The sequence below is a fragment of the Parapedobacter flavus genome, assembly GCF_035818675.1.
Classification (GTDB): Bacteria; Bacteroidota; Bacteroidia; order Sphingobacteriales; family Sphingobacteriaceae; genus Parapedobacter; species Parapedobacter flavus.
Genome location: NZ_JAYKZZ010000001.1, coordinates 40,460 through 57,153 on the forward strand (window position 1 = coordinate 40,460; position 16,694 = coordinate 57,153).

The 16,694-nt window shown below is 51.1% G+C and carries 12 protein-coding genes; 11 read left to right on the forward strand and 1 reads right to left on the reverse strand.

Translation table 11 applies throughout. The features are described from left to right. Positions 1–62: 62 nt before the first annotated feature. Complete coding sequence (locus tag U9S71_RS00215) at positions 63–437, reverse strand: hypothetical protein (RefSeq protein WP_326324315.1); 375 nt, start codon at positions 435–437, stop codon at positions 63–65. 167 nt (positions 438–604) lie between these two features. On the opposite strand from U9S71_RS00215, the gene U9S71_RS00220 reads away from it, so the two are divergent. From U9S71_RS00220 to U9S71_RS00270, 11 genes are all read left to right on the forward strand, one after another. Beyond that, complete coding sequence (locus U9S71_RS00220) at positions 605–1,768, forward strand: DNA polymerase III subunit (protein WP_326324317.1); 1,164 nt, start codon at positions 605–607, stop codon at positions 1,766–1,768. Further along, positions 1,758–3,095 carry a PSP1 domain-containing protein gene (locus U9S71_RS00225; RefSeq protein ID WP_326324319.1) on the forward strand — a complete coding sequence of 446 codons (1,338 nt, stop codon included), beginning with the start codon at positions 1,758–1,760 and terminating at the stop codon, positions 3,093–3,095. Before U9S71_RS00220 ends, U9S71_RS00225 begins: the two co-directional genes overlap by 11 nt. A 3-nt stretch (positions 3,096–3,098) precedes the next feature. After that, positions 3,099–3,575 (forward strand): gliding motility lipoprotein GldH, encoded by a 477-nt coding sequence (locus U9S71_RS00230; protein ID WP_326324321.1) that lies wholly within the window; start codon positions 3,099–3,101, stop codon positions 3,573–3,575. Positions 3,576–3,583: 8 nt separating this feature from the next. Beyond that, positions 3,584–3,772, forward strand: coding sequence for a hypothetical protein (locus U9S71_RS00235; RefSeq protein WP_326324323.1), 189 nt, complete (start codon positions 3,584–3,586; stop codon positions 3,770–3,772). A gap of 143 nt (positions 3,773–3,915) precedes the next feature. After that, positions 3,916–5,334: a carboxypeptidase-like regulatory domain-containing protein gene (locus tag U9S71_RS00240; RefSeq protein WP_326324325.1), complete on the forward strand. Its 1,419-nt coding sequence runs from the start codon at positions 3,916–3,918 to the stop codon at positions 5,332–5,334. A 33-nt stretch (positions 5,335–5,367) separates the two neighbouring features. Then, positions 5,368–6,924 (forward strand): TonB-dependent receptor domain-containing protein, encoded by a 1,557-nt coding sequence (locus U9S71_RS00245; protein ID WP_326324327.1) that lies wholly within the window; start codon positions 5,368–5,370, stop codon positions 6,922–6,924. An 11-nt stretch (positions 6,925–6,935) separates the two neighbouring features. Then, on the forward strand, positions 6,936–8,486 hold the full coding sequence (locus tag U9S71_RS00250; RefSeq protein WP_326324328.1) for a RagB/SusD family nutrient uptake outer membrane protein: 1,551 nt from the start codon (positions 6,936–6,938) through the stop codon (positions 8,484–8,486). 198 nt (positions 8,487–8,684) lie between these two features. Continuing rightward, positions 8,685–9,065 (forward strand): PadR family transcriptional regulator, encoded by a 381-nt coding sequence (locus tag U9S71_RS00255; protein ID WP_326324329.1) that lies wholly within the window; start codon positions 8,685–8,687, stop codon positions 9,063–9,065. Positions 9,066–9,099: 34 nt separating this feature from the next. Continuing rightward, positions 9,100–10,734 carry a PspC domain-containing protein gene (locus U9S71_RS00260; protein ID WP_326324330.1) on the forward strand — a complete coding sequence of 545 codons (1,635 nt, stop codon included), beginning with the start codon at positions 9,100–9,102 and terminating at the stop codon, positions 10,732–10,734. Positions 10,735–10,957: 223 nt separating this feature from the next. Further along, positions 10,958–13,387, forward strand: coding sequence for a TonB-dependent receptor domain-containing protein (locus U9S71_RS00265; RefSeq protein WP_326324331.1), 2,430 nt, complete (start codon positions 10,958–10,960; stop codon positions 13,385–13,387). A 316-nt stretch (positions 13,388–13,703) separates the two neighbouring features. After that, complete coding sequence (locus U9S71_RS00270; protein ID WP_326324333.1) at positions 13,704–16,592, forward strand: triple tyrosine motif-containing protein; 2,889 nt, start codon at positions 13,704–13,706, stop codon at positions 16,590–16,592. The last annotated feature ends 102 nt before the right edge of the window (positions 16,593–16,694 follow it).

Genomic DNA, 16,694 nt, shown 5'->3' on the forward strand with positions numbered 1-16,694 from the left:
AATAGTAAACTAAATAGAAAATGGCCGACATGCGGCCATTTTCTACAGGGCGAGTGGGCAGGTTATCGACTGCAGTCCGCCGTCCATGTACCCTCATCGTTAGTTACCCCGATATTGAGTGAACTGGCGGTAATCCGGATACCTGTGAGCCCGTCACCGATACTGACATATACATTGTCGTCCCCTTCTTCGAAACGTACGCCGGTAAGGTCAGGAATGCCACTTCCGAATATAAAGGAGTACGAACTGCCTACTTTGGTTACCGTTACTTTTCCATCGTCGTCGATGATGGTTTCGCCGTCACCATTGAACGATATCGTTCCTTCGTATGTTCCCACAAACAAATCCGTATCCGCAGGGTCGGTGTCTTTGTCGCAGGCCACAATAAATAACATTGATACCAACATCAATGTTCCGATCTTTTTCATTGTTTTCATAATCTTCTCCTTTTTTGTTACACCTTACAATAGGCAATGGTGATGCCAAAATGGCTGCGACAATTTGGACGTAAGCAAATTCCCCACCTTTTACGTACCTTTGGAACATCAGGTCTATGGCATGGATGATGCCGATAGTAAGACGACACAAATACAGTACAGAAGGCATGTTATTCAAGGAAATAGGCGGGCAAGAGACAGTGAAGCAGCACCTGATCAACACGGTGAAGGAAAACCGTGTAAGCCATGCACAGCTCTTTCTAGGCCCGGAGGGCAGCGGAAGCCTACCGTTAGCTGTGGCCTATGCTCAATACCTGAACTGTGAAAACCGGCAACCTACAGATAGTTGCGGTGAATGTGCCTCGTGCCGTAAGTACAATAAACTCATCCATCCCGACCTTCACCTTTCCTACCCCTTTTTTGCGAAACATAAGGAAGATACGGCTGCTACCTTCGCTGACGTATGGCGAAAGGCTTTTCTAACCAATCCGTACATGGGCATGGGGTATTGGCGTGACCAGTTGGAAGCTGAAAACAAGCAGGCCAACATCAATATTGCCGAGGCACACCACATTATCAAGAAACTGAGCCTGAAAGCCTTCGAAGCAAAGTATAAAGTGTTGATCATGTGGCTGCCCGAATACCTCGATACCCAAGGGAATGCGCTGCTAAAGCTCATCGAAGAACCTCCGGAAAACACCTTGTTTATCCTCGTAGCCGAGAATCCTGATAAGATATTGAATACCATCATATCGCGTACGCAGCTGGTGAAGATCAACCGACTGGACAACGATAATGTGAGCCGCTATCTGGTAGATACGCATGGTGTGGATGAGCACCAAGCCAGCGAAATTGCCTTCATCAGCAACGGCAACCTGCAACAGGCCATCAACTTGCTGGGCGAGGACAACAAGGGTTACTTTGACTTGATGGTGCGGTGGCTGCGTTACTGTGTAATGGATGCCGGTGCGGATATCATAAAAAGTTGCGAGGAGGAATTGTCAAAGCTGGGCCGCGAAAATCAAAAAAGTTTCTTACTTTACGCCATTAATATGATGCGGCAGGCCGTGTTGTTTAAGGCAGATATGCCACAAATGATTCACTTGCCCGCTGCCGAATTGGATTTTGTACAGAAGTTTGGCAAGCGTTATCAGTTGGAACAGGTGGAGGAAACGGTCCGCCTACTGGAGGAAGCGCACTACCATATTGAGCGCAATGCGAATCCGAAAATATTGTTTTTAGATTTATCTTTGCAGTTCGTTTTAATTTTTAAGTATCAAACGTTCCGCCGGCAGGCGGACTCTATATATAACGAGAATTATGGGATGTAGCAGTTGCTCATCCGGCGGTGGGTGTGGTACTTCGGGTGCCGCACCGGCAGGTTGCCAGAATCACGGCACCTGCGGAACTAGCGGATGTAATAAATTGAATGTATACGATTGGCTGTCTGATATGGACATGCCGACAAATTATAAACCTTTCGATATTGTGGAGGTCCGGTTCAAAGGGTCTCGCAAAGAGTTTTTCGTAAACCATGAAAACCTCTACCTCGAAATGGGTGAGATGGTAGCCGTGGAACCCAGCACGGGGGGATATGACATTGGCCATGTGTCGATGACCGGCGAATTGGTGCGTCTGCAGTTGAAAAAGAATAAAGTGACTGCCGAAAGCGTAACCAGAAAGATATACCGTAAGGTGACCGACGCTGACATAAAAAAATGGCAGGCGGCGAAAGACCTGGAATGGGAAACCATGCACCGCGCCCGCACCCTGGCGCTGGACTTGGGCTTATCGATGAAAATCAGCGATGTCGATTACCAGGGAGACAAGTCGAAAGCGACGTTTTATTATACGGCCGATGGGCGGGTGGACTTCCGCGAACTCATCAAGCGCATGGCGGAAGCATTCCGTATCCGTATCGAAATGCGCCAGATCGGGATGCGGCAAGAGGCCAGCCGCTTGGGTGGTATCGGCTCTTGCGGGCGTGAGCTCTGCTGCTCCACGTGGCTGACCGACTTTAAAACCGTATCGACCTCCGCGGCGCGGTACCAAAATCTATCGCTCAATACCCTCAAGTTAGCAGGCCAGTGCGGTAAGCTTAAGTGCTGCCTCAACTACGAGCTGGATAGCTATATGGATGCGCTTAAAGATATCCCCAACAACATCGATCGGATAGAAACACTGCATGGAATGGCATACCTGCAGAAAACCGATATTTTCAAAAAATTGATGTGGTTTACCTATCCTGGTGAGGAAAATTGGATTCCGCTGACCACCGACCGCGTAAAGGAAATCCACCAACTGAATAAAGAGGGGGTGAAACCCGAAGAAATCGGTGCGGTGGTGCTAGAGGAAGTTGTGGAGGAGAAACCCGTAAGTTACGACTACGAGAATGTAGTCGGCCAGGATAGCCTGACCCGTTTGGATGACCGCAATAAGAAAAAGCGCCGCAGTGGCAAAAGCAAGCGGAAGCCCGATGGGAAACGACCGGCACCCAAGCCCGAAAACAGGGTCCGCACGGCGGAGCAATCGGCCGAAAAAAAAGGCAGCGCGACCACTGGCGAGGGAAAACCGAAATCCAAGCGACGTTTCCGTGGTAATAACCGCCGCGGCAAGCCGGGAGGATCACAACAGTCGGGCGGAACGCCAAACCAATAACCTATGCTACACGGAACAACAGTATGGCGATTGGTTTTTGTCTTGGGTATGCTGATTGTATCGTGTACAGGCACGGCCGTGCTCGACAAGAACATCGCCATTGCCGACAATACGTGGCATTACGACGACCAACCCCAGCTAACCGCACACATTACTGATACGGTGCAACGGTACGATATCTACCTGAACTTGCGCCACACGCCCGGGTACCGGTATTCGAATATCTTCTTGCTGGTTCATCAATCAGGACCGAGTATGCAAGACACGACCGAGCGGATTGAGTTGCGCCTTGCTGAGTCCGATGGCCGGTGGCTGGGCCGCAGCACCGGCAGTATGTATGCCTACCAACAGCTGATCAAGGAAAATGTCCATTTTCCGGATACCGGGCTATACCACTTCACTATTGAGCAAAACATGCGTGAAAATCCGCTACACGAGGTGACTGATGTGGGCATCCGTGTTGAACCTGTTATGCGATAGGGGGAACCATGGGACGGCTGCAAAACCTGATCAAGCACCCTTACTTTAGCTACTTTTATGTCTTCGTAGTGGTGTTCTGCCTCATTTGCCTGCTCACCTTGCCGCAGGGCCACACATTGACTACATACGCCGTGATAGCGGGCGTGCTGATGTTTGTCCTCCACCGCTACAGAAAGTGGTTGTTGAAACAGCATTAGGAAACAACGCTTCTTAAAAACAAATCATCGTGTTGGTTGTTATGAAATCAGTTTGGTGGACAACCGCTGAACGAGGTTTTGATTTTTTGATCTTGACGAACCCATGGTCAAATAACCACTTATTAACACACTAACACATCAGTATGAAAACAGTTGTATTCTTTTTTCGGCGCGTGGGCGGTTATGTCTGCACGTTATCGGCATTGCTATGGGCCATGCCGGGGTATGCCCAAACGGGAGGCATACAAGGAAAGGTATCGGACGAAGGCCAGCAACCATTGGTTGGTGCGTCCGTACACGTCGTGGAATTGAACCGGCAGGCCGGAACGAATGAGGAGGGAAATTATTCCTTTACCGATGTCCCGGATGGCACGTATACCCTCACGGTATCCTATATCGGCTATGAACAGGCCGAACGTACCATCACAGTATCAGGATCGGTGCAGACGCTCGATTTCAACCTCATCTCGAGCGGCGAAAGCTTGGACGAGGTGGTGGTCATCGGTTACGGAACGGCCCGCAAACGTGACCTCACCGGATCGGTGGCATCTGTGCAGGCGAAAGATTTTAATAAAGGCGTGATCGTGGCACCTGACCAACTCATCCAGGGCCGTACGGCAGGGGTGATGGTCATCAATAATACCGGACAGCCGGGTGGTTCCACGACGGTGCGGATTCGGGGGAACTCGTCTATCCGTGCCGGAAACAACCCGCTGTTCGTGGTGGATGGCGTACCGCTATCGGGTACCTCCGCGCGCCCGGGCGGATCGGGCGGATATGGGTCCGATGGTGGCAACCCACTCAGCTACCTCAATCCGAATGATATTGCCAGCATGGACATTTTGAAGGATGCTTCCGCCACCGCAATCTATGGTTCGCGTGGTGCGAATGGCGTTGTGCTTATCACCACGAAACGTGGCCAAACGGGCGCACCTACGCTGAACGTGATGGCGTCCACGGGCTTTTCTACATTGCTGAAGAAACCCGAGGTGCTGACAGCCGATGAGTTTAGGCAAGCGGTACAGTTCTACACGCCCGATGATACGCAGGCCGACCATGGTGGCGACGTCTATGCCTTTGATGCGATTACCCGGACGGCCATGACCCAAAATTATAATGTGGACGTGTCGGGTGGGAATGACGATGGCCGCTATCGGATTTCCACCGGCTACCTCGACCAAAACGGTATCGTTGAAACCTCGCGGCTGCGGAAATACACGGCCAACCTGAGCAGTAGTTTCCGCTTCCTGGAAAGCAAGAAGCTGGGGTTGGATATCAACCTGCTGGCTACGCAAAACAACGAGAATATTGCGCCGATCGATGTAGGCGTAGGTTTCGAGGGGAACGTCATCTCCCAAGCACTGCAATGGAACCCCACACTACCATTGCGGGATAGTGAGGGCGAGTTGGCTTATCAATCCCCCTCGCTCATCAATCCGTTGACGGCCCTTGGGGCGTACAAAGATATTTCGGTGGTCAATACTGTTTTAGCGAGCTTCGCACCTTCTTATAAAATAACCGATGAGCTGGAGTATAAGTTGTTGTACAGCTACACCCGGTAAACGGGCCGACGCACGGGCCGGTTTATTGCGGGGATGATCAATCCCGACAACGTCAATAATGGCGGTGCGTTTATCGGCAACGATTTCGAAACCAACCACCAGCTGACGCATACGCTGTCGTTCAACAAGGATATTACCCCACTGCTTAACTTGAATGCAGTAGCGGGCTACGAATACCTCAGCTTCGACACACGATGGAATTCGCAAAGCGGAACGGGCTTCTCCGAATTGGGCGATTTGGACTATTACGACTACCTCGATTATGCCATAGCCAGCAACAGGTCCATCAATTCTTATCGGTACCCGACCAACGAATTGCAGTCGTTCTTTGCTCGGGCAGCCTTCAATTATGACGACCGCTACTTGTTCACCGGGACCATCCGTCGCGATGGGTCCACCAAGTTTGGCGAGAATAACAAATATGCGAATTTCCCCTCGCTGGCGTTTGCGTGGAACGTATCCAACGAGGCATTTATGCAAGACAATGAGCACATCAGCAACCTGAAAGTACGGTTGGGCTGGGGGCAGACCGGCAACCAAGAGTTTCCATCAGGGGCGTCGAAAGACCGGTACGTGTTTGGAGCCCAAAGTATTAGACAGGAAAATTTCGGCAATCCGAACCTCCGATGGGAAAGCTCCGAGACCTTTAATGCCGGTATTGACTTCGGCCTGTTTAACCAACGGCTTTCGGGATCGATCGACTACTTTAAAAAGACCACCACCGACGCGTTGTTTGAACAAACGCTTGCCCAACCCGCGCCAAGCGGCCGGATATGGGTAAACCTCGATGGTGAGATCGTAAATGAGGGGGTAGAGCTGGCACTGGCGGGAAGCGTGATTCAGAACGACAGCTGGAATTGGAACGTGGAAGCCAACGCGACCTTCTTGCAGAACAAGGTGAGCGGTTTGCTGGGGTATTATGAAACCGCAGCGCTCCGCGGACAAGGCTTCTCGGGTGTATTGGGGCAGCGTATGGTGAGCAACCAGCCGCTTAACGTGTGGTATTTGGCCCAATTTGAGGGAATAGACCCCACGACGGGCATGAGCATGTACCGTGCCCTTGATGGCGACGTTAGTACGGCGGTAGACCCCGCATTGAATAAGTTTTACATGGGTAGCCCGAACCCGACATCCTTGCTGGGTATATCGACCGATGTGAGCTATAAACGGTTTACCGCCACATTGAACATGCACGGTGCATTTGGCCATTACCTGTTCAACAACACGATGGCGACGGTATTGGGTGTGAATAACCTGTCGAATCGCAATATCGGCAAGTCGTTCTTCGACCAGCAGGCCGGTGAATCCACATCCAACTCGGCTGCGCCCTCAACCCGGTATCTGGAGAAAGGTGATTTCCTGAAATTGTCTAACATGACCTTAAGCTACAATGTCGGTAATCTGGGCGGGATACGGAATGTGAACATTTCGCTCACCGGCCAGAATCTGTTCGTCTTTACGGGTTATACGGGGTTTGATCCGGAGGTAAACACTGACGGTGCGGCAAACGACATTCCATCGCTCGGTATCGAATACCTTCCGTATCCACCGGCGAGGACGTTCCTCCTCGGCCTTAATTTTTCACTGTAACTATTGGAACCATGAAGACATTAAAAATATATCGTGTAATTGTATTAGCTGTTGTAGGTTTCTCTTTTTCCTGTACGGATCTGAACGAACAGCTTAAAAGTGAGTTGGAACAAGGGGTGTCGAACGTGAATACATCCGATCTACTGACCAGCGCGTACACCGCCTTGTATACGCCGTACCACCAGGATCAGCGGTGGGTGCTGGAAGAAATTTCGACCGATGCGGCCATGGCTCCAACCCGTGGTGGCGACTGGGACGATAACGGGGTTTATAGGGCGATCCACCAACATACGTGGAATCAGGACAATTCGTTTATGAACAGTACATTCGTGAGCCTGCTTGGCGCACAGTTCCAAGCATCGAATGTGCTGCGTAGCGACCCCACCGCACAACAGGCGGCTGAGGCCCGGTTCATTCGCGCATTAAGCATGTATGACGTATTGAGCCTGTGGGGTATGGTACCCTATCGCGAAGAGTTGGAAGACTTTAAGGTGCCCCCCATAACCCTGCAGACCCAAGAAGCCATTGATTTTATCGCCAACGAACTCAATGAGATCATGAACGAATTGCCCAGTGGGGGCGAAGCGTATCTGGCCAACAAAAATGCTGCACGGACGCTCCTCATGAAACTGTACCTCAACAAGGGCACGTTCCTCAACCGCGAAAGCCCCACGTTTGATGCAGCCGATATGAACCAGGTGATCACCCTGGCCAATGACATCACCGCGAGCGGTGAATATTCGATTTCGGCCCCGGGAAAATACTTCGATAATTTTGCGCCGAACAACGATGTGGTTTCCACGGAGAATATCTTCACACTGTATAACGAATTCGGTGTGCGGGGCGGAAGCGTGGACCGCCCGTGGAATACCATCGCCCACTATAACATGACGCCGGGTGGGTGGAACGGCTGGTGCACCCTATCGGATTTCTATGACCTATTTGACGAAGGGGATGAACGGCTGGGTATGGCCTACGACTACCCTGCGGATACCATGGACAACCCCGGCAACCGCCGCAACGTGGGTTTTCTCGTTGGTCAGCAGTATGACCTCGAAACCGATGAACCGCTGATGGCAAGGAACCCGTCGTCCCAACCCTTGGTTTTCACGCCCGATGTAACACTCAGGACATCAGGAAGCACATTGGAAACCGCCGGCATCCGGGTGATGAAATATGCGTTTGACTATGGGGTGCCTTCCGGGCAACGGAATAACGACTGGGTGGTATTCCGGTATGCCGATGTGTTACTGATGCAGGCCGAGGCTATCCTAAGGGGCGGTAGCGGTTCAGAGGCCGATGCAATAGCACTGGTGAACGGCATCCGCGAAAACCGGAACGTGGAGCCGCTTGCTGGGCTGACGCTTGACAACCTCCTCGATGAGCGGGGCCGTGAGCTGTACTGGGAGGGCTGGAGACGGCAGGACCTGATCCGGTTCGGCAAGTTTTTGGAACCCTGGCAGGAGAAACCCGCCGATGCCGGGCCACATACGCTGGTATACCCCATACCGAGCCAGCAAATAGCGGTTAACCCGAATTTAACGCAAAACCCGGGTTACTGATAACGTCCGATTGACCGAACAGCAAAGCCACTACGGACAGGGTTCACACCCCGGTTTGTAGTGGCTTTTTGGTGGAAAAGTGAATGATTTCTTGAGTTTTGCAGCTGATTGAATTTTTATATCTGATTATCAGTATGTTGTATTAATACATACTACTATGTATTGCATAGTACAAACTAAAACATATATCTTTGTATTATGATAGTAGATAATACGCAAACCCAAATGAGGAAGGGGATACTCGAATACTGTATCCTTTCGATGATCTCGCAGGGCGAAATATACGCCTCAGACATCATTGGCGAGCTCAAGAAGGCCCGGCTGCTGGTGGTAGAGGGTACCTTATATCCTTTGCTTACCCGGTTGAAAAATAATGGGCTGCTCAGCTATGTTTGGAAAGAATCCACGTCGGGCCCACCGCGTAAATACTACCAGATTACGCCGGCGGGAACCGAGGTGCTCCATAAATTGGATACCACTTGGGGAGAGCTGGTGTTTGCCGTACAGACATCGACGGCCGGGCGTGTTGAACGAGGGGCAGACGACGACGCAGCTCAGACAATAGACGATAAACATTAGACATCAGACAATAGAAAATAAAAACCACAAGAAAATGAACAGGACCATCATCATTAACATAAATGGCATCGTTTTTCACATTGAAGAGGATGCTTATGACGTGTTGCGTTCCTATATGATTGAAGTGAAAAAGCACTTCGGGAACACAGCGGATAGCCATGAGATCGTGGGCGACATTGAAAACCGCATTGCGGAGATGTTTAACGATCGTATTGTGCAGGGCAAAAAGGAGGTCGTAACCATGCAGGATGTCAATGACGTCATCGCCCAAATGGGGCGGGTGAGCGACTTTGAGACTGAAGAGCAGGAAGCGGGCCCGGACTACGCGGCGGACGAAGGATACGATTTCGCGTCGCACAGTGGGGAGCGCAAACTGATGCGCGATCCGGACGACAAGGTGTTCGGAGGGGTTTGTAGCGGACTGGGGCGTTACTTTGCCATCGAGGCGCGGTGGGTCAGACTGATCCTGGTGCTGCTGTTCATCTTTGGGGGAATGGGTTTCTTGCTCTACATCATCCTCTGGATCGTGATGCCGATGGCCCGCACGCGCGCCGACCGGATGGCCATGCGTGGCGAAGCACCCAATCTGCAGAATTTCAAGCGTAGTTTTCAGGAGGAGATGGAGGGCCTCCGCTCAAATTTTACCGGAGCCGAGGCGGGTATTAAGCGCGGACTCAACTCGGCTGGAAACTTCTTGGTACGCGCATTCGTGGTTTTCGTGAAAATTCTCGGCGTGCTCGTGATTATGGGGTTGTGTGGCGGCCTGATCGTGTTGGTAGTTGCCATCGTCGCTAGCTTTGGCTTCTTCGGTGAAGATGCCGATATGGCCATGTTTCCCCTCAATGTGATTGAACCAGACCTTCGTACACCGATGCTGATCAGTGCCTTAGTGGTAGCCGTTATCCCGTTCATTGCCTTAGTGGCGCTCATTGTTCGCATTTTGTTTAACCGGAGTGCCATGGGACAGTACACCGGGTTTGCGCTATTGATCGTATGGCTGATCGCTGTGGGTTTCACCACCGTATATGGCACGCGTACGATCAATGATTTCCGCGAGGAAAGTACCGTGGTAGAAGAACGGCCACTGGAACAACACCCCGCGTATCGGCTCACCAGAAACGATATGACGGTCATCCGTCTCCAGCGAGATTCGCTCGACCGGATATCGAGTATCCGCCAGAGGGCCGTCATCCGCAACCGGAATATCCTTGAAGGCCAAAGCCGGATGTATATGCGCGTTGTAAAGGTAGATTCCCTTCAGGCACCTTCGCTCACCTACGAGTATTCGGCACATGGAGCTACCTATGAACGGGCAGCCGAGCGTGCCGGGAAAATCGATTACGACTTCCAGCAACAGGGCGATACACTCGTATTCGGCAGTCACTTCCGCATCGCTGATGATGACCTGATGCGTGACCAGCAGTTGTACCTGAAGCTGAACATTCCGGTTGGTGCGCGGCTGATTGTCGACAGGGACCTGCAGCGCCATATTTGGGACTTGCCCTTCAATCAATGCGAAGAAAATTACGAGTATTCGGATCGGCCCGATAAAACCGAGTGGGTGATGACGGCATCCGGCTTAAAATGTGCCATTGCACCGCCACCTCCGGAAGAAACACCCGTAATAATCGATACCGTTCGTGTGGACAGCGTGGCGATTTTAAAATAATTTCGGTAACGGTGCAACTTTTCGATACGTCCATGCGTCATACCAACAGTACTTGGGTTCGCAATTAAGAAAACGCGGGGCATGTTAGGCCGCGAAACGAGACACAGCGGCAATACTTGTCTGATAAAGCAAAACAAATAACACATAACACACCAGATTTACAGTAGGTTAGAAAGATGTTGGCTTTTTGACAGGGGTGTAGTATGCCAAAACGGTAATAACGATGAAACAACTTTATATGGGAATAACCGCACTCTTCGTTTGCTTCGGTGCTGGAGCCTATGCCCAGCAAGCGAGCCTTACCGGGCGGGTGGTTGATGAACAATCGCAACCACTCGATCTGGCTACCGTGCATCTGCTGAACGCGAAAGACTCAGCGGTTGTGCGTACCGTTTTCCCCGACAAGCAGGGTGGTTTCACGTTTACGGGTCTTGCACAGGGCGCCTACCGCGTTACCGCCGTGCTCGTGGGCTATGACGACGGGGCAAGCGCACCGATTGCCGTTACATCGGCAACGGGTAGCAAGGATGTCGGCACCCTGGTGCTAAGCCACGGCAACACGGTGCTGGATGAGGTAACCGTAGCCGCCCCCCAGCGGCCATTGGTAGAACGGCGGGCCGATATGCTCGTCGTGAATGTGGAGAACTCCACCCTGGCCGCGGGCAATACAGCCATGGATATCCTCGAGCGCTCGCCTGGCGTAACGGTAGACAAAGATGATAACATCAGCCTCATGGGCAAGCAGGGTGTCACGGTGATGATCGATGGCCGGCAAATCCATCTCTCGGCGGAACAGTTGGCCAACTTCTTACGGAACACGGATGGCAACACGATCAAATCCATCGAGTTGATTACCAACCCCTCTTCCAAATACGATGCTTCAGGGACCGCCGGAATGATCAATATCGTGCTGAAGAAGAATCGCTTGGCGGGCACCAATGGTTCGTTGACACTTGGCGCCGGCTACGGGTTTGGCCACAAGGCCAACTCATCGCTAAACCTGAACCATAAACAAGGCCCCGTGAATGTATACGGCACGTATAGCTACATGAACAACAGGGGAGGAAATGAGTTTGATATTTTCCGCTCGATTTCATTACCGGGCGGAGCAAACACCGATTTCCAGCAATATACCGATTTTATACGGCATAATTCGAGCCACTCCTACCGCGCGGGTGTGGATTACCAAACCTCCGACCGCAACGTGATCGGCCTGTCGCTCAATGGCTATGCCAGTGGCAACGACAACGACAATTCGAGCCATACCCTCATTGGCCGAACCATCCTGTCGCCCGACTCGACGCTCACCACCTCGTCCATTTTCGATGGCAGTTACACCAGCTTGGCGGTGAACGTGAACAACCAGTTCACCATCGATACCAATGGCCGTAAATTGGTCGCCGATGTCGACATCTCCCGTTTTTCGAATCACAACAAAGCCAACTACAACAATACGCTCTTCCTGCCCTCGGGCGATATGAAAGACGAGCCGCTGCTGTCGCGCAGTGACATGCCCACCATTATCGATATCCGCGTGGCCAAGGTGGATTATACCCACCCGTTCGGCAAGGACAATAAGCTGGAGGCGGGCGTGAAGTACAGCAACGTGGCCTCCGACAACGACATGCGCTTTGAGAACCAGGTGGACGGCGTGTGGCAGAATGCAGAGAACCGGACCAACCACTTTGTATACGAAGAGCAGGTGGCCGCCGCATACATCAACTACCATAAGCAAGTGGGTAAATGGGGTTTCCAAGCGGGGGTCCGTAGCGAGTACACCGTTTCGGATGGTAATTCCATTACGCTGGCCAACCGCATCAAACGCGACTATATCGATTTTTTCCCCAGTGTGTTCGTGAATTACAACCTTTCGGACAACCATCAGCTGGGCCTTTCGTACAGCAAACGCATCAACAGGCCGAACTATGGCAATCTTAATCCGTTCGAGTATTTCCTCGACCAGTATACCTTCGAACGGGGTAATCCGTACCTGCGGCCGGAGTATACCCATGCGTTCGACCTATCGTACACCCTATTACAGCGTTTTAACCTAAGTGCCGGCTATAGCCGAACGAATGACGTCATTGCCGAATCGATGAACCAAAATGATGAAACGAAGCAAACGTGGGTATCTCGGGATAACCTCGCTAAGCAAGATATTTGGTATGCCAACGTAAATGCGCCGGTAAAGGTGGCAAAATGGTGGAATACCAACACCAACGTGAACGCCTTTTATATGGCTTTCGATGGGCTGCTTAATGGCCAGCATCTTCACCAAGGGCAGTTTGCATGGCAGTTGCGCAGCAACCATACCTTTACGATATGGCCAACATTCACAGCGGAGGCTTCCGCAAATTACCGTTCATCGCTGATTTACAGCGTGTACCGCATAGGCGCACAATGGTCTGTCGATGCCGGCCTGAATAAATCATTTTACGATAAGAAAGTAAACCTGAAATTTTCGGTCAGCGATATCTTCGATACCCGCATTCAGAATGTGCGGACGCGATTTGGCGGACTGCATGCCATCATCAATCAGAAAAACGAAACAAGGGTTGCGCGGCTTACCCTAACCGTCAACTTTGGGACCCTCAAGAACGGCGCCCGCCGGGAGACCCAGAGTGAGGAGAAAAGCCGTATCAGTATGCCTTAGTGTGTTTGGGCATATAAATTTGTGGTTCACCGTCCCCGATGCGAATCGGGGGCGGTTTTTTACTTTCGTAAAGACCGCACATCAATTGCCTGTCATTTCCTAATGATATTAAAAGGATATCATTAATATATAATTAGGATATTAAAGGAGTTTTCCCCTACGAAACCCCTATAAGAACCCTATTATATACCTATAAAAACCTTTGTATTTAATAAACCGTTAAGGGAAGTTCCTCAGTTGTCGGCCTACGTTCCCCGCTGCTTTTTTGTCAATTTCGAAATCCTTATTTTTGTCAATAAATAAGACGTCGGAAAACATGGTCAGACCGATAATAGCGGCTATTTTTACCCTTGCTTGTATTGCGATGGCTACCATTAGCGATGCACAGGAAATCCAGCGTATCGGTTCTCCCCTGGTGCAGCAGTATACGAAATCGGATTACAAAGCAGGCAACCAGAACTGGGCGGTAGCCGTAGGCAACAATGGGATCATGTATGTGGCAAATGCCGATGGGCTATTGGTATTCGATGGCCAATACTGGACACTGCATCCACTGCCAAATAAAAGCACGGTACGTAGTGTGGCTGTAGATGAAGGGGGCCGCATCTACACCGGTGGTCTGGGTGAGTTCGGTTATTGGGAAGACGAGGGTTACGAACAAATGCGTTATCAATCGATCAGCCAATTGCTCGACAAAGAGCAGCGGGTGGCCGATGAGGTGTGGAAGATTATCGTGGATGGCGATCGCGTGCTCTTCCAGACGTTTTCTACCATTTACATCTATGAAGACAACAGCCTCCATCCGGTACGGGGTGGTGGCCAGCCCTTTCTTTTCCTCCATCAAGTGCGCGACCGCATCTTTGTCGAGTTGATCCCTTCGGGCCTGCACGAGCTGACCGGCGATAAACTGGTGCCGATCAAAGATAAGGAGGTGTTAAAAGATGCGAACGTCCTGACCATGCTGCCGTTTGGAGCGGATGATATATTGATCGGCACGGCTAAATCAGGGCTGTATCGCATGGATAGCACATCTACTATCCATAAATGGGACAATGCGGCAGACGACATGCTGAAAGCCGCCCAACTCAATAATGGGCTGAAGGTGTTGGACCAATATTACGCGTTCGGTACCATCCTGCAGGGCGTGGTCATAATAGATGAGGCCGGCCATATCGTACAGCATCTCCACAAAGGCAACGGCTTGCAAAACAATACGGTTCTCGGTATGCACTTGGACCACCAGCGGAACATCTGGGTGGGTCTCGATAACGGAATAGACCGGATTGAGATCAATGCGCCGTTATATTATTACGCCGACAATACCGGTAGTATCGGTACGGTATATGCGGCGCGCATTTTCGAGGGAAACATCTACCTCGGTACCAACCAAGGCTTATTTTATAGTCCCTGGGCAGACGGTGAAGGGTATCACCCCTTTTCCTTTTCATTGGTAACCGGTTCGCAAGGGCAAGTGTGGGATCTCACTGTGGCAGATGGTGAACTGTTATGCGGTCATAACGACGGCACATTTAAAGTCTCGGGCGATCGACTCGTGAAACTCTCGCCAATTACGGGCGGATGGATGCTCAAGCGGGCTGCAGGGCGACCGAACACACTGCTGCAGGGAACGTATACTGGCTTGGCAGTTTTTGAACGAACCGCACACGGATGGCAGTTTTCGAACCGTGTAAGCGGATATAACGACCCCACCCAGTTTATTGTTCCGGTATCCAACACGGGGATATGGGCAAGTGGCTACAAAGGATTGCGCTACCTCGATCTCGATGCGGCGTTAACGAAGGTTAACGATGTACACGCGTACGATACCACCAGTGGCCTTCCTCCAAGTACGTTTGTGAATGTAATGGCACTATCGGGAAGCCCCATATTTGCTACCGACAGTGGCTTTTTTCGGCATGATGAAATTACCGATAAGTTTTATCCGTACCACCAGCTGAACGGCCAGCTCGGATCGTTTGCTTTTTCCAATCGGGTCATCCATGCTGATGGTGATCGCTATTGGTTTATCAACCGTGCGCGCATTGCGTTGGTCTATTTTGGCCCGAAAGGGGGAATTCGGGTAGATTCCACCAGGTTTGCCACCCTCAATGGGCGGATGATGAAGTTCTATGAAAGCATTAACCGTGTGCGCGACGACCTGTACCTCATTGGTTTAGATGACGGTTTTGCCATTTACCAGGCCGCTGATACCGCAACGACCCCAAAAAAGGGACTACCTTCTCCGCTAATTCGTGCCATGAGTAACATCACCGACAGCCTTTCGGACAGGGGATATACCGTTGGTACCCATCCGGAAATTCCCTACCGCCATAACAATATCCGCATCAGCTATGCTTTGCCGTGGTATAGTGCTGTACCGATGAAATACCAATTTTATCTTGAGGGTTATTCCCGCACCTGGTCGGAATGGAGTGAGGCAGCCCAGAAAGAGTTTACCAACCTGAAACAGGGAGATTATAGGTTTAAGGTGCGCGCTAGGACTGCCGATGGAACGGTATCGGATATCGCCGACCTGCGGTTCTCAATTAACTCGCCATGGTGGCTCTCATGGCCCGCGTGGGTGGTGTATGCGCTGGTTTTAATTACCGTACTGATTGCCGGCCGAGGGTGGTACCGGCGTAAAATACGAAAACACCGGGAGCTTATACAGGCCAATATGGCACAGAAACAGCGTGATCTGCTAGCAAAGGAGGCCGAGGAAAGCGAGCAACGCCTCGTGAAGTTGAAGAATGAACAGTTGGAACGGGAACTGGCCAGCAAGAGCCGTGAGCTGGCCAATACGACAATGAGTATCGTTTACAAGAACGAACTGCTGAACAATGTGCACGACGAGCTCTTGCAGCTGCACGACAGTGAAGGCCGTAAGTTATCGAACGAGCAGCTCCGTAAAATCAATAAGATCATTGAAGACGCACGCAGCGACGAGCGCGACTGGCACGTATTTGAAAAGAGTTTCAATGAGGCCCACGAGAATTTTTTCAAAAAGCTGAAGGCCAACTATCCGGAGTTGGTACCCAATGACATGAAGCTTTGTGCCTACCTGCGCATGAACATGAGCAGTAAAGAAATCGCATCGCTGCTCAATATCACTACCCGTGGCGTAGAGATCAGGCGGTACCGGCTGCGGAAGAAACTGAGCCTGACGCAGGATAAGAACCTAACCGAGTTCCTGATGGAAGTGTAAACTTTTTTTATATTTCCGCTATAATGCTACTTTTTAATGGCAGCGGAGAGAACGATAAAGTTGCGTTTTCAAGCAACTTTATCTAAGTTTGCACCATATTAT